At 61.2% G+C, this 21,435-nt stretch carries 19 protein-coding genes; 15 read left to right on the forward strand and 4 right to left on the reverse strand.

Features of this window, described 5'->3' with window-relative positions:
• Window positions 1-256: 256 nt before the first annotated feature.
• Window positions 257-940 (forward strand): CBS domain-containing protein, encoded by a 684-nt coding sequence (locus J5F18_RS07395; protein ID WP_346301628.1) that lies wholly within the window; start codon window positions 257-259, stop codon window positions 938-940.
• Between the two features lie 76 nt (window positions 941-1,016).
• Here the strand turns inward: J5F18_RS07395 and J5F18_RS07400 are convergent, their stop codons facing one another.
• Together J5F18_RS07400 and J5F18_RS07405 are read right to left on the reverse strand one after the other, a co-directional pair.
• Window positions 1,017-2,171 (reverse strand): aminotransferase class V-fold PLP-dependent enzyme, encoded by a 1,155-nt coding sequence (locus J5F18_RS07400; protein ID WP_346301629.1) that lies wholly within the window; start codon window positions 2,169-2,171, stop codon window positions 1,017-1,019.
• A 151-nt stretch (window positions 2,172-2,322) separates the two neighbouring features.
• Window positions 2,323-2,925: an rRNA adenine N-6-methyltransferase family protein gene (locus J5F18_RS07405; RefSeq protein WP_346301630.1), complete on the reverse strand. Its 603-nt coding sequence runs from the start codon at window positions 2,923-2,925 to the stop codon at window positions 2,323-2,325.
• A 474-nt stretch (window positions 2,926-3,399) separates the two neighbouring features.
• On the opposite strand from J5F18_RS07405, the gene J5F18_RS07410 reads away from it, so the two are divergent.
• The 3 genes from J5F18_RS07410 to J5F18_RS07420 all read left to right on the forward strand — a co-directional run bounded on the left by J5F18_RS07410 (window position 3,400) and on the right by J5F18_RS07420 (window position 6,589).
• A complete protein-coding gene (locus J5F18_RS07410; RefSeq protein ID WP_346301631.1) occupies window positions 3,400-4,380 on the forward strand; it encodes a tripartite tricarboxylate transporter substrate binding protein in 981 nt (326 codons plus the stop codon).
• 106 nt (window positions 4,381-4,486) lie between these two features.
• Window positions 4,487-5,002, forward strand: coding sequence for a tripartite tricarboxylate transporter TctB family protein (locus J5F18_RS07415; RefSeq protein ID WP_346301632.1), 516 nt, complete (start codon window positions 4,487-4,489; stop codon window positions 5,000-5,002).
• 66 nt (window positions 5,003-5,068) lie between these two features.
• Window positions 5,069-6,589 carry a tripartite tricarboxylate transporter permease gene (locus J5F18_RS07420; protein ID WP_346301633.1) on the forward strand — a complete coding sequence of 507 codons (1,521 nt, stop codon included), beginning with the start codon at window positions 5,069-5,071 and terminating at the stop codon, window positions 6,587-6,589.
• A 103-nt stretch (window positions 6,590-6,692) separates the two neighbouring features.
• On the opposite strand, the gene J5F18_RS07425 is transcribed toward J5F18_RS07420, so the two are convergent.
• On the reverse strand, window positions 6,693-7,514 hold the full coding sequence (locus J5F18_RS07425) for an IclR family transcriptional regulator (RefSeq protein ID WP_346301634.1): 822 nt from the start codon (window positions 7,512-7,514) through the stop codon (window positions 6,693-6,695).
• A gap of 174 nt (window positions 7,515-7,688) precedes the next feature.
• Here J5F18_RS07425 and xsc point away from each other — a divergent pair, with 174 nt between their 5' ends.
• The 4 genes from xsc (at window position 7,689) to J5F18_RS07445 (ending at window position 12,786) form a co-directional block, all read left to right on the forward strand.
• Window positions 7,689-9,509, forward strand: coding sequence for a sulfoacetaldehyde acetyltransferase (gene xsc, locus J5F18_RS07430; RefSeq protein WP_346301635.1), 1,821 nt, complete (start codon window positions 7,689-7,691; stop codon window positions 9,507-9,509).
• A gap of 103 nt (window positions 9,510-9,612) precedes the next feature.
• Window positions 9,613-10,755: a glycine oxidase ThiO gene (thiO, locus tag J5F18_RS07435; protein WP_346301636.1), complete on the forward strand. Its 1,143-nt coding sequence runs from the start codon at window positions 9,613-9,615 to the stop codon at window positions 10,753-10,755.
• A gap of 152 nt (window positions 10,756-10,907) precedes the next feature.
• Window positions 10,908-11,300: a nuclear transport factor 2 family protein gene (locus J5F18_RS07440; protein WP_346301637.1), complete on the forward strand. Its 393-nt coding sequence runs from the start codon at window positions 10,908-10,910 to the stop codon at window positions 11,298-11,300.
• A gap of 46 nt (window positions 11,301-11,346) precedes the next feature.
• Window positions 11,347-12,786: an FAD-binding oxidoreductase gene (locus J5F18_RS07445; RefSeq protein WP_346301638.1), complete on the forward strand. Its 1,440-nt coding sequence runs from the start codon at window positions 11,347-11,349 to the stop codon at window positions 12,784-12,786.
• A 19-nt stretch (window positions 12,787-12,805) separates the two neighbouring features.
• Here J5F18_RS07445 and J5F18_RS07450 read toward each other — a convergent pair whose 3' ends face one another.
• On the reverse strand, window positions 12,806-14,281 hold the full coding sequence (locus tag J5F18_RS07450; protein WP_346301639.1) for a PLP-dependent aminotransferase family protein: 1,476 nt from the start codon (window positions 14,279-14,281) through the stop codon (window positions 12,806-12,808).
• A gap of 418 nt (window positions 14,282-14,699) precedes the next feature.
• On the opposite strand from J5F18_RS07450, the gene J5F18_RS07455 reads away from it, so the two are divergent.
• The 7 genes from J5F18_RS07455 to thiS all read left to right on the forward strand — a co-directional run bounded on the left by J5F18_RS07455 (window position 14,700) and on the right by thiS (window position 21,426).
• Entirely contained in the window at window positions 14,700-16,193 is a 1,494-nt protein-coding gene (locus J5F18_RS07455) for an APC family permease (RefSeq protein WP_346301640.1), read from the forward strand.
• Between the two features lie 311 nt (window positions 16,194-16,504).
• The gene (locus J5F18_RS07460; RefSeq protein ID WP_346301641.1) at window positions 16,505-17,503 is read left to right on the forward strand and encodes a TRAP transporter substrate-binding protein; all 999 of its coding nucleotides are present in this window, start codon (window positions 16,505-16,507) and stop codon (window positions 17,501-17,503) included.
• A gap of 87 nt (window positions 17,504-17,590) precedes the next feature.
• Window positions 17,591-18,139, forward strand: coding sequence for a TRAP transporter small permease (locus tag J5F18_RS07465; protein WP_346301642.1), 549 nt, complete (start codon window positions 17,591-17,593; stop codon window positions 18,137-18,139).
• A 19-nt stretch (window positions 18,140-18,158) separates the two neighbouring features.
• Window positions 18,159-19,499, forward strand: a complete 1,341-nt coding sequence (locus tag J5F18_RS07470) for a TRAP transporter large permease (protein ID WP_346301643.1) — start codon at window positions 18,159-18,161, stop codon at window positions 19,497-19,499.
• A gap of 39 nt (window positions 19,500-19,538) precedes the next feature.
• Window positions 19,539-20,027 carry a universal stress protein gene (locus J5F18_RS07475; RefSeq protein WP_346301644.1) on the forward strand — a complete coding sequence of 163 codons (489 nt, stop codon included), beginning with the start codon at window positions 19,539-19,541 and terminating at the stop codon, window positions 20,025-20,027.
• A 131-nt stretch (window positions 20,028-20,158) separates the two neighbouring features.
• Window positions 20,159-21,226, forward strand: coding sequence for a putative sulfate exporter family transporter (locus J5F18_RS07480; RefSeq protein ID WP_346301645.1), 1,068 nt, complete (start codon window positions 20,159-20,161; stop codon window positions 21,224-21,226).
• Entirely contained in the window at window positions 21,226-21,426 is a 201-nt protein-coding gene (gene thiS, locus J5F18_RS07485) for a sulfur carrier protein ThiS (protein ID WP_346301646.1), read from the forward strand. The genes J5F18_RS07480 and thiS overlap by 1 nt, the downstream gene beginning before the upstream one ends.
• The last annotated feature ends 9 nt before the right edge of the window (window positions 21,427-21,435 follow it).

Consider the following 21,435-nt stretch of genomic DNA (forward strand, 5'->3'; position numbering starts at 1 on the left):
GGCGATCAGGGTTGCCATGCCCACCAGGCTCATCAGCAGTGTCATGTCGGGCACCTGTGGTTGGCGTTGTGGGGGCGGCGCGTTAACGTGAAATCTATAACAAGTCTCGGCCGAGGTCGTCGCGGCCGGCGAGGGCGGGCCGCGGGTGGTGCTGGCCTGAAGCGTGGAAGTCGGGGCTGACACGCATCAAGGCGTCGGTGCCGCGGGGTTGCTATCTTCTGGAGAGTATTCCAACCAATCCTTGGAGAGCGCCATCATGCAAGCTGCAGATGTCATGACCCAGAACGTCATCACCGTGTCGCCCGGCAGCGAGGTGCGCGAGATCGCCACTCTGCTGCTGGAGCACGGCATCAGCGCGGTGCCCGTCGTGGATGATGGTGGCCAAGTGCTTGGCATCGTCAGCGAGGGTGACCTGATGCGTCGGATCGAGAACGACACCGCGCGCCGCAAGTCCTGGTGGCTGAAGCTGTTCGCCGGCCAGGATGCCGCCGACTACGTGAAGTCCCACGGCCGGCGTGCCCACGAGATCATGACGCCGAATCCGATCACCATCGCGGAGGACATGCCCCTTCACGAGATCTCCCGGCTGCTCGAGAAGCACCATATCAAGCGGGTGCCGGTGGTGAAGAACGACCAGCTGGTGGGGATCGTCAGCCGCTCCAACCTGCTGCGCGGCTTCTCCGTCTCGGCCCTGGAGGCCAGCGTGACCGCCGACGATCGCGAGATCCGCGAGGCGATCCTCAAGGAGGTGGACGAGAACACCGGGGTGATGGTCGACCGGGTCAATGTCATGGTCTCCGATGGCAAGGTGCAGCTGTGGGGCCTGGTCGAGAACCAGCAGGAGAAAATGGCCGTCCAGGTGGCGGCCGAGAACACCCCGGGGGTCAAGTCGGTCGAGAATAACCTGGGCTTCGTGCCGCGGGGGATGGGCAGCACCTGATCGGTCGGGAGCGATCGCCTGCGCCAAGGGGGGCGGCCGGTTGGCCGCCCCCCTGGCGTTCGGCTGAGTGAACGGATCAGGCCTCGCCGGGCGGCACCGGCTCGGCCCGGGTGATCGCCTGCAGGGGCCTTCGCAGGTTGGCCAGGGTGCGCTCGCGGTCGTGGAGCTTCTCCAGGCCGAACAGACCGATGCGGAAGGTCTGGAAGCCCTCGCCCTCGTCGCACATCAGCGGCACGCCCCCGGCCACTTGAAGGCCCGCCTGGGCGAACTTGCCGACCAGGCCGGCATCATCGGTGTAGCTGACCACCACGCCGGGGGCCTCGAAGCCCGGCGCGGCCACGCTTCGGTAGCCGAACTCGGCCAGCAGCTCACGCACGCCGTCCCCCAGTGCCTGCTGCTCCTCGCGCACCTTCTCCAGGCCGTAGGCCTCGATCTCCTCCATCACGTCGCGCAGCTTGACCAGCCCGTCGGTGGGGAGGGTGGCGTGGTAGGCGTGGCCACCGCCCTCGTAAGTCTCCATGATCGACAGCCACTTCCTGAGGTCGCAGGAGAAGCTCGAGCTGGTGGTCTCGTCGATGGCCTCGCGGGCCTGTCGGGAGAGCATCACCATGGCGCAGCAGGGCGAGGCGCTCCAGCCCTTCTGGGGGGCGCTGACCAGCACGTCGACGCCGAGCGCCTGCATGTCGACCCAGATGGTGCCTGAGGCGATGCAGTCGAGCACCAGCAGGCCACCCTGCTGATGGATGGCATCGGCCACCCGGCGGATGTAATGGTCGGGCAGCATGATCCCGGCGGCGGTCTCCACGTGGGGCATGAAGACGATATCCGGCTGCTGGTCGCGGATCGCCTCGACCACCTCCTCGATGGGGGCCGGGGCGAAGGGCGAGCTGGAGTCATCCTCGTCGAGGCGGCGTGCCTTGAGCACGTTGACGTCGGCGGGGATGCGGCCCATCTCGAGGATCTGGCTCCAGCGATAGCTGAACCAGCCGTTGCGGATCACCAGGCAGCGCCGCTCCGCGGCAAACTGCCGGGCCACTGCCTCCATGCCGAAGGTGCCGCTGCCGGGCACGATCACCGCACTGTGGGCGTGGTAGACCCGCTTGAGGTGGCCGGCGATGTCGCGCATCACCGTCTGGAAACGGGCGGACATGTGGTTCAGGGCGCGGTCGGTGTAGACCACCGAATACTCCAGCAGCCCATCGGGATCCACATCGGGTAGCAAGCCAGCCATGGTTGTCTCCGAATTGATTCCAGGCCTTCGCTAGCGAAGGAACATGCGTGATCCGAGCATATGCCGGTTCGCTAACGGAGGCCAGCGGTGGCGAACCGCCGGCCGGGCATCGAGCGCGCCCGACCCGGCGCCGGGGCCGATGCTGCCCGCCTCAGGGGCGGCAGTAGTAGAGCCTCGCCGGGAGAATATTGAAGGGCTCGAAGTCGCACTCCACCCGGGAGAAGACGCGCCGCAGGTCGGACAGTACCCGGGACGAGAATTGGTAGATCAGCATGGACCCCTGGGGAGAGAGCGCATCCAGGCTGCCCTTCAGGATGGACTCGCGGCTGTCAGCCGGCATGGTGCTGAAGGGGATGCCGGCCAGCACGTAGTCGGCGGCGGGCAGCCCCAGGCGGGACAGCTCGTCCTGGATCGTCTCGGCGGAGCCCTTGATGACCTGCAGGCGAGGGTCCGGTAACGAGCGCTCGAGGAAATCGACGAAGTCCTGATTGGTCTCCAGCACCACCAGGGTCGAATCCGGGGGCATGCGGCGCAGGAGTTCCCGGGTGATGGTCCCGACCCCGGGCCCGTATTCGACCACGACCCGAACGTTCTCCCAGTCGATCTGCTCGAGCAGGCGTCGAACCAGGAAGGGGGAGCTGGGGATGATCGAACCCAGCATGCGGGGGTGCTTGAAGAAGTTGCGGGCGAAGAGCGACAGCTGGGCGCGTCTTCCGTTTCCTGCCAAGGCCGTGGGGCGGTCTTGCGCCGTCATGGGCGTAACTCCTGATGCGAAATGAACGGGGTATCCTCCACTCTAGGCCGACAGAGGCGAGCGGGAAAGGGGGACACGGCCGCTCCGGCCGGAAGTGGCCCTCAATCTCCCTGGGCTGCGCGACGAGGCAGCCTTGTGCGACTTCGCCGCGGAGCTGCACGACTCCCGCCAGGGCGGCGGGCTCGGGCCCATCCGCCGGCCATCGCGGCCATGGCCACCATCCTGATTCTGCTTCCGACCCTGCGGCGGTTGAGCCGGGCGCTGCCGCGCGGGCGCAGCGAGCGGCTCCTGGAAGGCAACTTCAAGCCTCAGAAACCGGCCAACTGGCATTATCCGGAGGTCACGACTGGCTCTATTTCTACGGGTGGCTGGCACGTAGCGTCAAGGTTAGTCAGCGGATGAAGGTTCTGTATGGTTTGGCCTTCGCAACGGTGACGACAGTTACAACAATGCCAACAGCGTCAGGTGAAAGAAATGAAGCTCTCCAACAAGTCTCTCTCCCTTTCCATTGCATCAGTCATGGCAATGACCTCCTTCAGTGCATTGGCCGACTACCCGGATGGACCGATTACCGTGGTGGCTCCCTATGGGCCCGGCGGATCCTCGGACCTCGCCGCACGTACCATGGCGTCGTCTATTCCCGACTATATCGGGGGCAACGTGCTGGTGGTCAACCGAACCGGTGCTGCAGGCGTAGTCGGATCGAACTTCGTGCGCAATGCGGCTCCTGACGGCGAGACGCTGCTGTTGGCCCGCTATGGTTCCCATGCCACGGGTCCCGCCTTGAATCCTGACTCGCCCTATGATTGGGATGACTTCACCTATCTTGGCATGCTCTCTCTGGATGCCTTCGTCTGTATCGTCCCCGCAAACTCTCCCTACGATAACCTCGATGAGTGGCGCGAAGGGGTAGCGGCCAGCCCCGGCAAGTACAGCTACTCCACCTCGGGTTTCGGTACCGGCAACCACCTGGTTGTTTCTCTCTTGCTCGATAGTCAGGGGATCGATCCGGACACCGCCAACCATGTTCCCTATGAAGGCGATGGCGAAGTGGTTTCATCTGTGGTGGGCGGTCATGTGGATTTCTCCTGCGTCAACCTTTCCCCGGCGCTGGGCCAGATCAATTCGGGAACGGTCAAGCCACTCGGCGTGACGACCCCGGAACGTGTCGATGACCTGTCGGATGTGCCGTCCTTCTCCGAACTGGGCTATGAGACCATGGAAGCCGGGGTCGGCTGGAGTGCGCTGGTCGGACCGCCCGGCCTGAATGGCGAGATTGTCGATGCTTGGGCCGCAGCCTTGACGCAGTTGGAGGACTCCGAGAGCTGGAATGCATCGGTCGTTCGCCTGGGGGCCATTCCCAGCATCATGTCGCCTGAGGAGACCAGGGAATTCGTTGGCAGCCAGGTCACCGTCATACGCGATATCGTCGAGCGGCTCGATCTCGCCAACTGAGCATGCCGGATCGGTGTCTCGAGGGGGCTCGCCAGGCGGCCCCCGTTTGAATCATCGAGATCAGTGGCCCAGCTGTTCAAGATGACTACCAAGGGCGGGGTTTACCATGACCATAAGACTTAAGGAAATCAGTATTGGCCTTTTCGTCTTGGCTCTCTCTTTTCTGCTTATTGTTTTTCTTATACCGGAAGGTGTGCCGCAGCCTAGCCGCTTACGAGAAGGTCAAATCTCACCACGCTTCTGGCCGCTGATTGCCACCTCCATTCTTCTTATATCGGGTCTGGTGCTCACCGCCATGGCCTGGTTCGAGAAAGAGAAGGGGATGGCGAGCGACGCCGAGGACGGTGACGAACCTCTCCCCCCCATGCAAGCCGTTACCGGCCTGGTGGTCGGGTGTGTCCTGCTGGCGGGATATCTCTGGGCAATGACCCGGGTGGGAATGGTGGTCGCCTCTGCGCTTGGGATCCTGCTGCTGGGCTATGCCTACGGTGAGCGCCGTTGGAGGATTCTGGTTCCCGTAGCACTGCTGCTGCCGGTGGCGCTCTATCTCTTCTTCGTCTATGTGGCGGGGATTCCCATTCCGGACCCCTTGGCGAGGATGGTCTTCCGCGCCATTTTCTGATTCGCCTGACCTGCTTCATCACCCTGCGAACGCTGCTGTGTATCAAGCGAGCAGAAGGAAATTCTCATGATAATCGACAACTTCGCTCAAGGCTTCGAGCTGTTCCTGAGCTGGGGCAACGTCCTGGCGATACTGATTGGCGTGCTGGTGGGTATCGTGTTCGGTGCCATCCCCGGTCTGACCGGCACCATGGCCGTCGCCCTCGTTTTGCCCTTCACCTTTTCTCTGGCGCCAGTCACCGGCATTCTGCTGCTGGTCGGGGTCTACAAGGGGGCGGTCTATGGTGGCTCGATTCCGGCCATCCTGATCAAGACACCGGGAACACCCGGTGGCGCCTGTACCGTGATGGATGGCTATCCCCTTGCGCGCCAGGGCAAGGCGGGCAAGGCGCTCAACATGGCCCTCTACTCATCGGCCTGTGCCGACTTCATCTCCAACCTGGCGCTGATCTTCCTGGCAGGGTTTATCGCGGCCTTCGCGCTGCGCTTCGGCCCGCCGGAGTTCTTTGCCCTGATGTGCTTCTCTCTGACCATCATCGCCGGGGTATCGGGAAGCTCCCTGATGAAGGGCTTGGCCTCCGCGGCGCTGGGCCTGCTGCTGGCGAGTGTCGGTCTCGATATCATCTTCGGTACGCCGCGATTCGCCTTCGGCGAGGTGGAGCTGACCGCCGGGATCAATTTCATTCCGATCCTGATTGGCCTGTTCGCCATGCCGGAGATCATCAACCAGTTCACCAAGCGCTACCGGGTCTCTACCCGGATTGCCGAGGCCGCCAATGCGCGGGTCAGCTGGCAGGAGTTCAAGGGCTCTCTCCGCAGTATCCTGCGTGGCAGCTTCATCGGGGTTATCCTGGGCGCAATTCCGGGTATCGGGGGGGCGCCGGCGGCTTTTGTCTCCTACGGGGCGGCGCAGCGGGCTTCCAGGAACGGCGAAAACTTCGGCAAGGGTGAGCTGGAGGGGGTCGCCGCTTCTGAAGCCGGCAACAACGGTGTCTGCGGCTCCACCATGATTCCGCTGCTGTCGCTGGGGGTGCCGGGTGACGTGATCACGGCGGTGATCCTGGGCGCCTTCATGATCCATGGCCTGACGCCGGGTCCGCTGCTGTTCCAGGACAATATCGATATCGTCTACGCCATCTTCTGCGGGATCCTGCTCAGCTCGGTGTTCATGGTGATGTGGGGCAAGCTGGGCATCCGGCTATTCGCTCGCATCGCCGATATTCCCAATACCATTCTCTTCCCCGCGGTGCTGGTGCTCTGCGTCTTCGGGGCCTATGCGGTCAACAGCAACCCCTTCGATGTACTGGTGATGTTCTTGGTCGGCATTCTGGGCTTTGGCATGCTCAAGGCGAATATCCCTCCGGCACCCTTCTTGATCGCCTTTGTGCTGGGGCCGATGCTGGAAAACAACCTGAGGCGCGCCCTGCAGGTGTCGAACGGCGACTATTCGATCCTGCTGCGCAATGAGATCACGATATTTTTCCTGGCGCTGACCGTCCTGTCGCTGATCCTGATCACCGTTCGCAACCTCAAGCGCTGGCGCCAGAGGACGGCCGCGCGTCGTGAAGATGCTTCCTTGGCGGGTTGAGTCCGCGCTGACCCACCGCTGGCTGGTCCTCCGGGGCCGGCCAGCCTGCCGGTTCGGTGGGGCGGGTCTCGCGCTGCGCGGGTATTGACCGCCCGGCTGAGGTTCAGGCTTCCGAGCCGGCCAGGCTGTCGCCCTGTGGCATGGCCTGCTGGTCGATGGCGGCAATGGCCTTGGCGGCGCGCTGCAGGGCCGGAAGGCATTCCAGGGCTTTCTCCCTGGTCATGCGCATGATCGGCGCCTGGAGGGCGATACCCAGGTTGGACTTGCCTTTTGGGCTGGGGGCCAGCACGGCGATGCAGAGCAGGCCGGGAAGAAACTCCTCGTCATCGAAGGCGTAGCCACACTGGCGAACCGCCTCGATTTCGGCCTCGAGGGCCTCGAGGTCGGTCAAGGTATTGCGGGTGAATGGCTTGAGGGGGATCTCACCCAGCAGCCGCTGGCGCTGGGCGGGGCTCATCTGGGCCAGGAACAGCTTGCCGCTCGCTGAGCAGTGCACGGGGACCCTCGAGCCGGGGTGCAGGTAGAAGCGCAGTGCCTCAGAGGTCTCGACGCGGTCGAGGTAGAGCACCTCGCCACCCGACAGGGCGGTGATATTGCAGCTTTCGCCGATATCGTCGACCAGCTGGCTGAGCACCGCATGGCGGGCGCCGTGAACGGTGTCGTTGAGCAGCAGGTTCTCGGCCAACCGGCGTAGTCGACTGCCCTTGCTGTAGTGGCGGCTATCGGCCTCGCGCTGCAGCATACCGGAGCCTTCCAGCTGCTGCAGCATGCGGTGGAGGGTGGGCTTGGGCAGGCCGGTCTCCTCGACCAGGCTCTGCAGGGTAAAGAACTGATCCTTCTCGGCAATCACCTCCAGCAGCGCCAGCAATCGCTGGGCCGGGGTATCGCCGTCTAGCTTGGTGATCTCGGATTTTTGGCGGGTCATGGCGTGGTCTCCCTTTGGCGCCAAGGTAAGCGGTTCTTTAAAAGAAATCAATTTGTCCCGTTTTTTGAAATTTGTCGTTGACGCCTGGTGGCGGACAGGCTAGATTCTCATCAAGTTCCATTATTCGGAACTATTTGTACCATAAAAATATTATGCGCTTGTGAGGAAGACCCGATGAGCACCCCCGAGATCCAAGACACCCGCCCGGTTGTGCAGGGCAAGCAGACCATGACCCCCTCCGAGGCCTTCGTCGAAACCCTGGTGGCCAACGGGGTGACCGAGATGTTCGGCATCATGGGCTCGGCGTTCATGGACGCCATGGACATCTTCGCCCCGGCCGGCATCCGCCTGGTCCCGGTGGTGCACGAGCAGGGCGCCGCGCACATGGCCGACGGCTATGCGCGGGTCTCCGGTCGCCACGGGGTGGTGATCGGCCAGAACGGCCCGGGCATCTCCAACTGTGTGACCGGGATCGCCGCGGCTTACTGGGCACACAGCCCGGTGGTGATCGTGACGCCCGAGGCGGGCACCAACGGCATCGGGCTGGGCGGCTTCCAGGAGTGCCACCAGCTGCCGATGTTCCAGGAGTTCACCAAGTACCAGGGGCACGTCACCCACCCGGCGCGCATGGCCGAGTACACCGGGCGCTGCTTCGATCGCGCCATGTCCGAGATGGGCCCGACCCAGCTGAACATCCCGCGCGACTACTTCTACGGCGAGATCGAGTGCGAGATTCCCCAGCCGTCACGCCTGGACCGCGGCCCCGGTGGCACCAAGACCCTCGACGAGGCCGCCGAACTGCTGGCGGGCGCCCAGTTCCCGGTGATCGTCTCCGGCGGCGGGGTGGTGATGGCCGACGGGGTGGACGCCTGCAAGGCGCTGGCCGAGCGGCTGGGCGCGCCGGTGGTCAACAGCTATCAGCACAACGACTCCTTCCCGGCCAGCCATCCGCTGTGGTGCGGCCCGCTGGGCTATCAGGGCTCCAAGGCCGGCATGAAGCTGATCTCGCAAGCCGACGTGGTGGTGGCGCTGGGCACGCGCCTGGGGCCCTTCGGCACCCTGCCGCAGCACGGCCTGGACTACTGGCCGAAGGAGGCCAAGATCATCCAGATCGACGCCGACCACAAGATGCTGGGGCTGGTGAAGAAGATCGCCGTGGGCATCTGCGGCGACGCCAGGGCCACTGCCGAGGCGCTGACCGAGCGCCTGGCAGGGCGCGAGCTGGCCTGTGACGCCACCAAAGCGCAGCGCCTCGATACGATTCAGTCGGAGAAGGCGGCCTGGGAACAAGAGCTCGACGCGTGGACCCACGAGAAGGACCCGTTCAGCCTGGATGCCATCGAGGAAGCCAAGGGCGAGACGCCGTTCTCCGGCGGCGAGTACCTGCACCCGCGGCAGGTGCTGCGCGAGCTCGAGAAGGCGATGCCCGAGGAGGTGATGGTCTCCACCGACATCGGCAACATCAACGCCGTGGCGCACAGCTACCTGCGCTTCGAGAAGCCGCGCAGCTTCTTTGCGCCGATGAGCTTCGGCAACTGCGGCTATGCGCTGCCGACCATCATCGGCGCCAAGGCGGCGGCGCCGCATCGTCCGGCGATCGCCTACGCCGGCGATGGCGCCTGGGGCATGAGCCTGATGGAGACCATGACGGCGGTGCGCGAGAACATCCCGGTGACCGCGGTGGTGTTCCACAACCGCCAGTGGGGGGCGGAGAAGAAGAACCAGGTGGAGTTCTACAACCGGCGCTTCGTGGCCGGCGAGCTGGACAACCAGAGCTTCGCCGAGATCGGCCGGGCGATGGGTGCCGAGGGCATCACCGTGGACCGCCTGGAAGACGTGGGCCCGGCGCTGAAGAAGGCGGTGGACCTGCAGATGAACGAGGGCAAGACCTGCATCATCGAGGTGATGTGCACGCGAGAGCTGGGCGACCCCTTCCGCCGGGATGCGCTGAAGAAGCCGGTGCGCCTGCTGGAGAAGTATCAGGACTACGTGTAAGCGGAACAGCCCGAACGTACTGAGCTAAAAACTCGGCACAGGTTGCCCCGATCGTCAGGCGAATGTTCGTCGGGTCGGGGCATTTTATTGCAGGGGGAGAACAATGAGCGACGTTTTGATCATCGGTGGGGGCGTTATCGGCATGCTGACGGCTTGGCAGCTGGCCGAGGCCGGGCAGACCGTCACTCTGCTGGAGCGTGGTCGCTGTGGCCGGGAGGCATCCTGGGCCGGGGGCGGGATCGTCTCACCGCTCTATCCATGGCGCTACAGCGACCCGGTCTCCAACTTGGCGCGTTTCGCTGAGGATGAGTACCCGCGCCTGGCCGCCCGGCTGCTCGAGGAGACCGGTATCGATCCAGAATATCGCCAGAGGGGGCTGCTCTACCTGCGAGTCGACGATGGCGACAGGGCCTTCGACTGGGCGCGCCGATTCGACAAGCCACTTGAGGCGGTCGGCGCCGATGTCATCTATGCCAAGGAGCCCTGGCTGGCCGAGGGAATCGAAGCCGGGCTGTGGATGCCCACGCTGGGCAGCGTTCGTAATCCACGCCTTTGCCAGGCGCTTCGTGCTCGGTTGATGGCGCTGCCGGGCGTGACCTTGGAAGAGGGGCTGGCGGTTGAAGGGCTGTGCGTCGAGGACGGACGGATGACCGGGGTCGAGACTTCACGCGGGCCTCGGTTGGCCGGCCAGGTGGCACTGTGTGCCGGGGCCTGGAGCGGCGTGCTCCTCGGCCGTCTCGGCTTGGCGCTGGCTGTTCGCCCGGTAAAGGGGCAGATGATGCTGTTTCGCACCCCGCGGATGGCCAAGGGCAGGCAGCTCCTCGAACGGGTGGTGTTGGCCGACGGCCGCTATCTAATCCCGCGCGGGGACGGGCGTGTGTTGATCGGCTCGACCCTGGAGGACGCCGACTTCGACAAGACGCCCACGGCGGATGCCCGTGCGTCGCTGCGACAGAGCGCCTTGGCCATGATGCCGGCCCTCGCAGACTGTCCCATTGAGCATCACTGGGCAGGGCTGCGGCCCGCCGCACCCGATGGGATCCCTTTTATCGGTGAGGTGCCCGAAATCCGTGGGTTGTTCGTCAATGCTGGTCACTACCGAAATGGACTGGTGCTGGCGCCTGCCTCATCCCGGCTGATGGTCGACATGCTGCTCAGGCGCCCGCCGCTGATCGATCCTGCCCCCTATGCACCCGGTGTAATGCCCAAGGTCACCTGGAATATCGGTAACCAACTGAATGCATAATATTTTTTGCCTGGACCAACGGATCGCAGTTAACTGGAGCTAAGCGGGTTCAGGTTGCCAAAGTAGTCTCGATAGCAGGCTCCAGCTGGACCTGAACAGCGGTTGGGCCTTACTCACCTTCGAACTTAAAAGACATATGGACGGGAGAAAAAATGAGCCAGCCAAGCGTAGCGTTTCTCGAAGCCTTCAGTGATGCCCTCAACCGTCATGATATCGACGCCGTCATGTCCATGATGACCGACGACTGCGTCTTTCACGCCGTGGCCGGCCCGGACCTGCAGGGCAACAGCTTCGTTGGTCAGGCCGAGGTGCGGCAAGGGCTGGAGAACGCCTGGAAAACTGCTCCTGATGCTTGCTGGGTCGATGGTGAACACTTCGTTGTCGGTGATCGCGGGTTTTCCGAAACCACCTACAAGGGCACGACCACCGACGGTGTGCGATCCGAAGCGCGCATGATCGACGCCTTTACCTTCCGTGATGGCAAGATCGCCGTGAAGAATGCCTTCCGCAAGAACCGTCCGCCGGTTGCGGGCGGCAACCGCTAAGGACATCGCATCGTCACGGCCCACCAACGACAACAAGGAGTCGACCATGGAGACAGTTGCCAGCAGGGCAGGAGATGAACAAGGCCGCGCAACGGCCCCCTCCCAGCCTTATGATCCGGCTTACGATCCGCTCAAGAGCGCGACGCCGGGGCAGGGCCGTGACTATGCGCCGACCTACTGGATCGGTACCGCGGGCGAGCCGCCTGCTGACGATGGGCCAGTAACCGCGGACATGGATGTGGACGTCGTGATAATAGGTGCCGGCTTTACCGGCTTGACCGCGGCCATCTTCCTGGCTCAGGAATACGGCATCAAGGCAACGGTGCTCGAGGCCAACCGCACCAGTTGGGGTTGCAGTACGCGTAACGGCGGTCAGGCACAGTGCGCCTCGGGCCGCCTCAAGCGCTCTCAGTGGATCGAGCGATACGGTCTGGACACCGCCCTCAAGCTGCATCGCGAGTGTCTGGATGGCATGGAGACCTTCAAGTCGCTGATCCAGGATATCGACTGCGAGCCGCAGCACGGTGGGCACCTCTATGTGGCCCATCGTGATAAGGTCATGCCGGTTCTCGAGAAGGAAGCCAAGCTGCTGCGTGACACCTTCGACTACGATGCCCAGATCCTCGATGCTGAGGCGGTCAAGCGTGATTGGGTGGGGGATCAGGACGCCGCCGGTGCCATGCATGAACCAGAAGGCATCGGCATTCATGCCGGTAAATTGGCATTTGGCTATCTAAGAAAAGCTAGGGCGCTGGGTGCCAAGGTGCATCCTTCAAGTCCGGTGCTCGGCTGGGAGACGCGTGATGGTATTCATTACCTCAAGACTCCGGGTGGTGTAGTCAAGGCACGCTCTGTGGGTATCGCCACCGGTGGCTACACGTCTCAAAGCCTGCATCCCCAGCTCAAGAACCGTCTGCTGCCGATCCTCTCAAACTCCATCGTTACCCGGCCGCTCACTCCCAGTGAGATCGACGCCTGCAGTTTGCATACCCGCCAGGTCATCACCGATACGCGTGTGCTGCGCCATTATTATCGCTTGCTGCCGGATAACCGGCTGCAGATCGGTAGTCGCAGTGCGATCACGGGACGCGATGCACCGCAGAAAAAGTATGAAAATCTACTCATTAACAATATGCACCGTAAATTTCCAGCGCTGAAGGGAATACAGGTGGACTATTCCTGGTGGGGGTGGGTAGACGTCAGTCACGACATGATGCCGCGCATTCATCAACCCGATCCCAAGGAGAGTATCTACTATGCCTTAGGCTATGGTGGTAATGGTGTCATGTACTCCGCCCAGGCTGGGCGCCGACTGGCCCAGTGGATCGCGGGTGACGGCAAGCAGCTCGATCTGCCCATCTTCACCTCCAAGCTGCCGTTTCCGAATATCCGCGAAATGGTCGAATCCCAGGCATTCGCGCCCTTCCGGCGCTTCGGGCAGCGGTTTCTCTACCGCTGGTACTATCTTAAAGATGAAGTGCTCTAAGAACCGATGGGTTCAGTGTCTACTCGCTCCGTGGCGTTGCCAGTGGCATAAGTCGAGCCAGGCGTTCAAGGCCTGGTTCGATACGTTCCTCGGGTATGGCCGAAAAGCCAAGGCGCAGGTACTCCTTGGCAGGGCGATCGAAGTAGTGCAGGTCGCCGCGCTCCAGCAGGATACCTTCCTCCCGAGCCAGCGCCTGAAGTCGCTGGCAGTCTAGCCCCTCGGGCCCCCTGATCCAGAAACAGGAGCCACCGTAAGTGGAAGGGGTATAGCAGTCGGGCATATGACGCTCGAGGGCATCGCTCATGCGCTGCCAACGTGCTTGGAATGTCTGATGAATATGCCGGATCAGTGCATCGTGATACCCGCGCTCGAGAAACAGTGCCAGCGCGCGCTGGTTGTTGGTTGGCGGGTGGCGCAGCATCAGGCGTCGCAGCGCACGGGCTTCGCGAATCAGCGTTGGGTGGGCGACCATATAACCGAGCCGAAGCCCCGGTGCCAGGGTCTTGGAGAGGCTGCCGACATAGATGACCCGGCTGTGCCGATCGAGGCTCTTGAGCGCCGGTGTGGGGTTGCTGAGGTAGTTGGTCTCGCTGTCGTAGTCGTCCTCGATGATCAGGAAGTTGTCGATTTCGGCCATATCCAGCAGCTGTCGGCGGCGCTCCATCGGCATGGTCACCGTGGTGGGGCTCTGGTGGCTAGGGGTGGTGTAGACCAGCTGACATTGAGTCAGCTCCTTGATGGGGCGCATCCCCTGCTCGTCAACCGGCAGCAGGCGAATGTCGTCGGTGAAGATCCGCGCGATGTTGTACATGTCCACATAGCCGGGGTTCTCCATGCCGAACTGCCGGCCCGGCTTGAGCAGCAGCATGGCGGCGATCCATAGCGCCTGCTGAGTGCCGACCGTGACCAGAATCTCCTCGGGCTTGGCCCAGACACCCCGTCGCGGCAGCAGCCGCTGATGAATCTGCTCGATCAGCAGCGGGTCGTCGTCGCTAAGATGATCGACCGACCAACTGCGGATCGCCGGCACGCTCATGGAGTCGCGACTGCACTCCCGCCAGTGCTGGGTGGGAAAGAGTGTGGGATCGATCTGACCATAGAGGAACGGATAGTCATAGCGATGCCAGTCGCTGGGCTTGCTGATGGTCTCCTGCTGGGAAGGGCGTACCGTCAGCAACTCCTCCCAGGGCATCCGCTCGGCATCGATGTCGTTGAGCCGAACCGGTTTCTCAGCGCGGCCTTCGAGGATCTCCGGGTTGACGAAATAGCCGCTGCGACTCTTGGCGATCAAGTAGCCGTCGTCGAGTAACTGCTCATAGGCGAGCATCACCGTGTTGCGCGCCACCTGAAGCTCTCGGGCCAGCTTGCGGCTCGAAGGCAGCGCCTCATCGAGCGGAATATGCCCATCCAGGATGGCGTGGACGATCTGCTCACGCAGCTGCTGCTGTAGGCTGGTCGGAAGGCTGGAATCGAGATGAAAGAGTAGCTGGCTCATGATCGGCTCAACAGGCAAGCCACCTTAGGGATGATGGCGCGTCCTCGGCAGGGCTGCACAGGGGATCGGGTTTATGGGGTCAGGCTGCCCCAAGGCCACTGACAATGCCAGGAAAATCCCAGCGTGTCCAATATGCCTGCAGAGAAATCAATAGGTTGAAAAGATGCGTGCCAGATCCCGTTGTGTATGATGCCGATAATCCGACAGAGGCAAGTGTGATGGCGCCACGCCCGGCCGAGAGGGGCCATTCATGATCCAAGCTACCTGTGCTATCCAGAGGCTTTCAATGGAAATATTTTCTGTTTGTCAATCGGGCGAAACAAGAACAAGTGAAATCAAGAGACTTCCACGAGGTGCCATACAAGCCTGACAGTTGGCTGCCGACCGCATGGCATCGCGGGAACGATGGAGAGATGGAATGGAACAATCCAATCAGCTCAAGAAGTGCCTAAAGCCACACTGGGTATGGGCAATTGCCTTCGGTTCCGCCATCGGCTGGGGAAGCTTCGTCCTGCCGGCGGACTGGATCGCCATGGCGGGACCGCTGGGAGCCATCATCGGCCTGGCTATCGGTGCACTGCTGATGATCGTGATCGGCGTCAGCTACGGTTTTCTGATCAAGATATTCCCGATTACCGGAGGAGGCTTCTCCTACGCCTACCTGGGATTCGGGCGTCGGCATGCCTTCTTCTGCGGGTGGTTCTTGACCCTGGGCTATATCTCTATCGTGGCATTGAACGCCTCGGCGCTGGCGCTGCTTGCGAAGTTTCTGGTGCCCGAGGTCGCGACCATTGGTGAGATGTACACCATCTCGGGCTGGGAGGTGTATTTCGGTGAAGTGGCTATCGCCAGCCTGGCGCTAATGCTGTTTGCCTGGATCAACATTCGAGGTGGTAGCCTGTCCGGAAAGAGCCAGTTTGTCTTCTGCATACTGCTGGTAACCGGCGTGCTGCTGGTGGTGATCGGCATGGTGGTATCGCCCTCGACCTCCTTCGACAACATGGTGCCGCTGTTCCAGCCGGAGAAGGCCACCTGGTCGGCAATCTTTGCCATCGTGGCGATAGCGCCTTGGGCCTACGTGGGCTTCGACAGCGTGCCACAGGCGGCAGAAGAGTTCGATTTCTCGCCGGCCAAGGCCTTCATGCTGATCGTGCTGGCCTTGCTGATGGCGGCTGTGCATTATTCGGTGCTGATCGTTGCCACCTCGATCGCCATGCCGTGGACTGAGCTCGTGGCCGGCTCCCCGGTGTGGGGCACTGGTGAGGTGGTCCAGGGGGTGCTGGGCAATCTTGGGCTGGCGGTGCTGGCAATGGCGCTGTTGATGGGCATTGCCACCGGTCTCAATGGCTTCTATATCGCCACCAGTCGGCTGCTATTTGCCCAGGGGCGTGCCAGCTTCCTTCCCGAGGTGTTCGCTCGCCTGCATCCGGCCCATAGTACACCGTTGGCTGGCATCCTGTTCACCTGTGCTGTCTGTCTGCTGGCGCCATGGTTCGGTCGCGAGGTGCTGTTGTGGATCGTCGACATGGCGGCCACCGGCGTGGCGATCGCTTACTTCTATTGCTGTGCGGCGGCCTACATATGCTTCAAGTGGTCGGCTGCCAGCCCGGGCCAGCACTACGAGGGCTGCGTCTCGCCGTTCAAGAAGGTGCTATCGCTGCTGGGCGCACTGAGCAGCCTGGGCTTCCTGGCGCTGCTGCTGATTCCCGGCTCGCCGGGGGGCCTGAGCCTGCCATCCTGGATCGCCCTGATGGGTTGGGGATCGCTGGGGGCCGCGTTCTATGTCGCGCGTCGCCGGCACATCCACCAGATGTCCAAACACCAACTCGACCGCCTGATCCTCGCGGCCGATAAGGGCTCTGATGTCGCCCCGTCGGCGTACCGGTCTGACGATCGGAATTCAGGGCACTGACAGCGGCCGCGGGAGTAATGGGTAGGCCCTGGGGCCAGCCCTGGGGTTGTTGTGTAGAGTATTGAATTATAAAAGATTTACACGCACTTATTTCGTACCCGGTGTGATATCCGGGTTAGAGTCTTCTGCCTGGCACAAGCGATGGTTCAACCAGCAAGGCTGGACCAATCGGCCACGGCTGTCTGGCCCTAGCGGCCTGAAGCAGTAGGGGTAAAGTGATTGCCATGAAGTAACCCATTCGAATCATTACAAATGGTGTGCCTTCTTCAAGGTGAATGTGACTAATAACAACACCCTACTCGGAGAACGACATGAAAAAAATGATGCTTTCTGTTGCCGTGGCGACCGCCAGTGTAGTCATTAGCCAGAATGCCCTTGCCGAAACCTGGCGTATGGCGTTAGGTGATGCCCAAGGCGGCACCCAATATGCCATGGGGCAGAAGTTTGCCGAATTAATTAATGAGAAGACTGATGGTCAAGTGAGGGTGGACCTCTTTCCCAACGGTCAGTTGGGCGATGAGCAGAGCACGGTAAACGATGCCGGCATGGGTCTGCTGGATCTGTCAGTTCTGGCTATCAATAACATTACACCGTTTTCACCTACGGTAGGCGTGCTGACTCTTCCCTATGTCATTACGGGGTCTGAGGATGCCAAAGTTCTCACTCAAGGCGAAATCGGTGAGCAGCTGAAGGAAAACACCATTCGCGATGCCGGTGTCAGGATCCTCTCCTGGGCCTACTCGGGATGCCGGGTGCTGAGCAATTCCAGAAAGCCGGTAGCTAGCCCTGCTGACCTGCGCGGACTGACCATCCGCGTGCCGCGTAATGAGATCATGATTGCTTCTTACCAGGAGTGGGGTGTCAATCCGCTGCCGATGGCCTGGTCAGAGACCTTTACGGCACTGCAGCAGGGCGTCGTGGATGGGCAGGACAATCCCTATATCACCATCAATGCAATGAGGTTCTATGAAGTCCAGGACTACATCACAGATATCTGCTATGTGTTCTCGCTTGAGCCGCTGATCATGAGCGAATCCAAGTTCCAGAGCCTCAGCTCGGATATGCAGGAGATCGTACTGGAGGCGGGACGTGAAGCCACGGCCTACAGCTATGATTATCTCCTGGATTCTGAAGAGTCCATCAAGCAGGCTTTGGTGGAGGAACACGGAATGCAGATTATTCAGCCTGTTGATGATGAGCGAGAGTGGATCGAGCGGGCTTCCAGCATCTGGCCGCGCTTCTACGATAGCATCGGTGGCGAGGAGCGACTGCAAGAGGCGCTCAGCGTACTGGGTCGAGACCTCAACTGACCCATACCTCCTGAATGTGCTGCGCCGACCCAGAGTTGGTGCAGCCATTGGATCTTGTAGATAGAACACCAGTGAGGTATTGGTCAAATGAAACAGGTTATTATTAAGGTTCTGGACAACCTGGAAAACTATCTTTGCCAGTTTCTTCTGGTGTTCTTCGTGGTGCTCCTTTTTGTTCAAATTGTGCTGCGCAATTTGTTCAGTGATTCACTGGCTTGGGGGGATGAGCTTGCTACCTACGCCTTTGTATGGTTTGCCTATGTGGGGGCGGTTTATGCGGCCAAGAAGTCTGCGCACAATCGCGTCACTTTCCAGTTTCGCTTCTTCCCGCGGGTTGTGGAAAAGATCTGCAATATCCTTACTGACTTGATCTGGGTGGGGTTCAATCTTTACTTTGTTTATCTGAGCTACGACTTTGTATTCAATCGAATGAATGTGTTCTGGAAGTCCCAGACCATGGGAATTCCGATGAAATACTTCTACATGATTCTTCCGCTGGCTTTCTTGATCATGTCACTGCGAATCTTGCAGAACATGTATGTGAGACATGTGATGAATAAGCAGCTGATGGATCCGGAAGATGCGCAGATCGCAGAGATGAAGCGCACGCAGCAAACTACTGACAACAAGCGCTGAGCCAAGCGGAGATAACGTCATGGACCCCACCATCATCTACGTGCTGTTCGGGACTTTCTTTCTTCTGCTGCTACTTGGTGCTCCCATCACCGCGTCGCTGGGTGTGTCGGCACTGGCAGCATTTCTCTACATCGGACAGAACCCGGCCTCTTTCGTGCAGATTGCCTTTACCTCGGTGGGTTCCTTCCCGCTGATGGCGCTGCCGGCCTTCATTCTTGCGGGTGCCCTGATGGAAGCATCGGGGATTTCGCGTCGGCTGGTGGATATTGCCGAGGCGTTCGCAGGGCCGGCAACGGGCGGGCTGGCGGCGGCGACGGTCTTTGCCTGCATGTTCTTCGGTGCCATCTCGGGGTCTGGGCCGGCGACTACGGCTGCGGTGGGCATGCTGATGATTCCCGCCATGGTACAGCGTCAATATGACAAGGGTTATGCCTCGGCGATCACCGCATCCTCCGGGGGGCTGGGCGTGGTAATCCCACCCTCGATCCCCATGGTGATCTTCGGTATCACCGGCATGGGCATGATGCCGCCGCCTGAAGCTATTGCAGAGCATGGTACTTTCCAGACACTGTCGATTCCCAAGCTGTTCATTGCGGGTATCTTCCCGGGCATGGTGATCGCCGGCTGCCTGCTGACGATGAACTATGCCCTGTCGAAAAAACATGGCTATCGCGGACTGACAGATCATTGGTCGACGTCGTCGATCAAGACGGCTCTGCGTCGCGGTATCTGGTCCATCCTGGCGCCGATCATCATTCTTGGCGGCATCTACTCAGGGCTCTTCACACCCACGGAATCGGCCATCGTGGCGATCTTCTATACTCTGGTAGTGGGGATCTTCATCCATAAGGAACTCAAGTTCCGCCCGGCCATGAAAACCCTGGAAACTACCACCTGGATCAGCGGTCGGGTGCTGCTGATTCTGTTTACCGCCACGGTATTCGGTCGCCTGCTGGTCGAGCAGCGTGTACCCGCCTATATCGCCTCGGCGATGCTGGACTTTACCCAGAATATGTACCTGATCTGGGCCATGATCATCATGTTCCTGCTGTTCGTCGGGATGTTTATGGAGACCCTGGCGGCCATCATGATCCTGACCCCGGTGCTGCTGCCCATCATGTACATGCTGGGTGCCGACCCGGTGCACGTGGGCATCGTGATGGTCTGCGCCCTGGCGATCGGCTTCCAGACACCGCCTCTGGGCGAGAACCTGTTCGTCGCCTCGGGGATCGGCGGGGCTTCCATCGAGGAAATTTCATACCGTGCACTGCCGTTTGCCGCCGCCTCGATCATTGCCCTTTTCATCATCGCCTATGTCCCGGAGATCGCGCTTTGGTTACCCAGGGTGATGGGTTACTGATCTTCGAGCCAGGGCATCCTAGGTTACACGGGAGGGTATATGGAAAAGTCGATAGAAAACATCCTGTGCTGTGTCGGGCTTCGCAACGATAGCCACCCGGTGCTGGAGCAGGCGATCAGGCTGGCATCGGCCACAGGAGCGAGTCTGCATGTCCTGCACGCCGTCAAGTCGCTGGACGATGACGTGATGAATACCTTGCGCGTCAATATTCGTGACAATCAGACTCTTCAGGGTCTGATTCGCAAGCGCCTGGACGATGCTCAACAGCAGCTAGATACCAAGCTGGAGAATTTCTTCAGTGCCTTGGGTACGGATAGCGCCACCTTGGCATCCTGCATTGCCAGTCGAGGCGTGGTCGAAGGGTATCCCGCAAAGGTCATCGTTCAACGCGCATCGAAGCTCAACTGTGACCTGATCGTGATGGCCTCCAACAAGCAGGGGTTTACTGCCTCCTACGCCGGCAAAGTGACGCGCGGAGTTCTCAAGCGCAGTCACGTGCCGGTTGTGGTGGTGCCGTCTCCCGCCTGAGTGGATTTCATATGTTAGTCAGCATCGAGTAGAAGTGGTGGTTCTTGTACCTTCTCTTTCCATGGTGACTGGACTGTTTCGTGTGGCTGGCGCCCTCCTATGGCCATAACTGCGTGTAACAAGGTGATGACATGACTCGCAAGAACTTGGACAGACCGTTCGGCAAGGCGGGGGTCGCCATGCTCCAGGATGGGTTTCCTCCCATAGTGGAGCGGCTTCGACAGCTACTGCCGGGGGTGCTGATCTGCATCACCATTGCCCTGGCAACGACCTTCATTGCCGATCATTACGGCGGACCCACGCTGCTCTATGCCTTGCTGTTCGGCATGGCACTGCATTTCCTCTCGGAGGAGGGGCGTTGCGTGGCGGGTATCGAATTCGCCGCCCGCACCATCTTGCGCTTTGGGGTCGCTCTGCTGGGGGTCCGAATCACCGTGGAGCAGGTCACGTCGCTTGGCATCGGACCTATCGTCACGGTGGTGGCCGGCGTGGTCTTGACCATTCTGGCGGGTGTGGTGCTGGCCAGGTTGATGGGGCTGCATCGTGACATGGGGCTGCTGACCGGTGGCGCGGTGGCTATCTGTGGGGCCTCGGCTGCCCTGGCGCTCTCGGCGGTGATGCCGCGCGGGGCCAACAGTGAGCGCAATACCATCCTCACGGTGGTGGGAGTCACCACCCTGTCGACGGCGGCAATGGTGCTCTATCCGCTGATTGCCGGCGTCTTGAGCCTCACCGACCAGCAGGCAGGGGTCTTTCTCGGGGGTACCATCCATGACGTGGCCCAGGTCGTTGGCGCGGGCTACATGATCTCGGAGGAGACAGGGGATGTCGCGACCTTCGTCAAACTGATGCGTGTCGCCATGCTGGTGCCGGTGGTGATGTGCTTCATCCTGCTGTATCGCCATGCAGAAGGCAGCCAGAACAGTGGCAAGATACCCCGTCTCCCCGGCTTTCTGGTGGCGTTTGTGGTGCTCGTGATCATCAATAGCCTGGGCGCGATTCCGACCAGCGTTGCCGACGGTATGACCGATCTGTCGCGCTGGTGCCTGGTGACGGCCATCGCTGCCCTGGGGGTCAAGACTTCCTTCCAGAAGCTCGCCGTGGTGGGGTGGAAGCCCGTCATCCTGATGGTCTCCGAGACCCTGTTCCTGCTCGGGCTGGTGTTGGCCTTCATCCTGTTTGGTTTGGTGAGCCTGTGATGCAAGTGTGGATTAATGGCGACAGCCATCTGCTGAGCCCGGAAACGACCATTGGTCAGCTGCTGGTTGAAAACCGACTCGAGGACCGCCGCGTAGCGGTGGAATTGAACGAGGAAATCGTCCCCCGCAGCCTGCATGACAGCTGCAAGATCCGCCATGGGGATCGGATCGAAATCGTTCATGCCATCGGTGGCGGCTGAACCCGAATT

The sequence above is a fragment of the Halomonas sp. BM-2019 genome, from assembly GCF_017584085.1.

Bases quoted from the DNA above. Each gene is read 5' to 3' on its own strand.
- J5F18_RS07395 (WP_346301628.1), top strand. From the start codon at position 257: ATGCAAGCTGCAGATGTCATGACCCAGAACGTCATCACCGTGTCGCCC.
- J5F18_RS07400 (WP_346301629.1), bottom strand. From the start codon at position 2,171: ATGGCTGGCTTGCTACCCGATGTGGATCCCGATGGGCTGCTGGAGTAT.
- J5F18_RS07405 (WP_346301630.1), bottom strand. From the start codon at position 2,925: ATGACGGCGCAAGACCGCCCCACGGCCTTGGCAGGAAACGGAAGACGC.
- J5F18_RS07410 (WP_346301631.1), top strand. From the start codon at position 3,400: ATGAAGCTCTCCAACAAGTCTCTCTCCCTTTCCATTGCATCAGTCATG.
- J5F18_RS07415 (WP_346301632.1), top strand. From the start codon at position 4,487: ATGACCATAAGACTTAAGGAAATCAGTATTGGCCTTTTCGTCTTGGCT.
- J5F18_RS07420 (WP_346301633.1), top strand. From the start codon at position 5,069: ATGATAATCGACAACTTCGCTCAAGGCTTCGAGCTGTTCCTGAGCTGG.
- J5F18_RS07425 (WP_346301634.1), bottom strand. From the start codon at position 7,514: ATGACCCGCCAAAAATCCGAGATCACCAAGCTAGACGGCGATACCCCG.
- xsc (WP_346301635.1), top strand. From the start codon at position 7,689: ATGAGCACCCCCGAGATCCAAGACACCCGCCCGGTTGTGCAGGGCAAG.
- thiO (WP_346301636.1), top strand. From the start codon at position 9,613: ATGAGCGACGTTTTGATCATCGGTGGGGGCGTTATCGGCATGCTGACG.
- J5F18_RS07440 (WP_346301637.1), top strand. From the start codon at position 10,908: ATGAGCCAGCCAAGCGTAGCGTTTCTCGAAGCCTTCAGTGATGCCCTC.
- J5F18_RS07445 (WP_346301638.1), top strand. From the start codon at position 11,347: ATGGAGACAGTTGCCAGCAGGGCAGGAGATGAACAAGGCCGCGCAACG.
- J5F18_RS07450 (WP_346301639.1), bottom strand. From the start codon at position 14,281: ATGAGCCAGCTACTCTTTCATCTCGATTCCAGCCTTCCGACCAGCCTA.
- J5F18_RS07455 (WP_346301640.1), top strand. From the start codon at position 14,700: ATGGAACAATCCAATCAGCTCAAGAAGTGCCTAAAGCCACACTGGGTA.
- J5F18_RS07460 (WP_346301641.1), top strand. From the start codon at position 16,505: ATGAAAAAAATGATGCTTTCTGTTGCCGTGGCGACCGCCAGTGTAGTC.
- J5F18_RS07465 (WP_346301642.1), top strand. From the start codon at position 17,591: ATGAAACAGGTTATTATTAAGGTTCTGGACAACCTGGAAAACTATCTT.
- J5F18_RS07470 (WP_346301643.1), top strand. From the start codon at position 18,159: ATGGACCCCACCATCATCTACGTGCTGTTCGGGACTTTCTTTCTTCTG.
- J5F18_RS07475 (WP_346301644.1), top strand. From the start codon at position 19,539: ATGGAAAAGTCGATAGAAAACATCCTGTGCTGTGTCGGGCTTCGCAAC.
- J5F18_RS07480 (WP_346301645.1), top strand. From the start codon at position 20,159: ATGACTCGCAAGAACTTGGACAGACCGTTCGGCAAGGCGGGGGTCGCC.
- thiS (WP_346301646.1), top strand. From the start codon at position 21,226: ATGCAAGTGTGGATTAATGGCGACAGCCATCTGCTGAGCCCGGAAACG.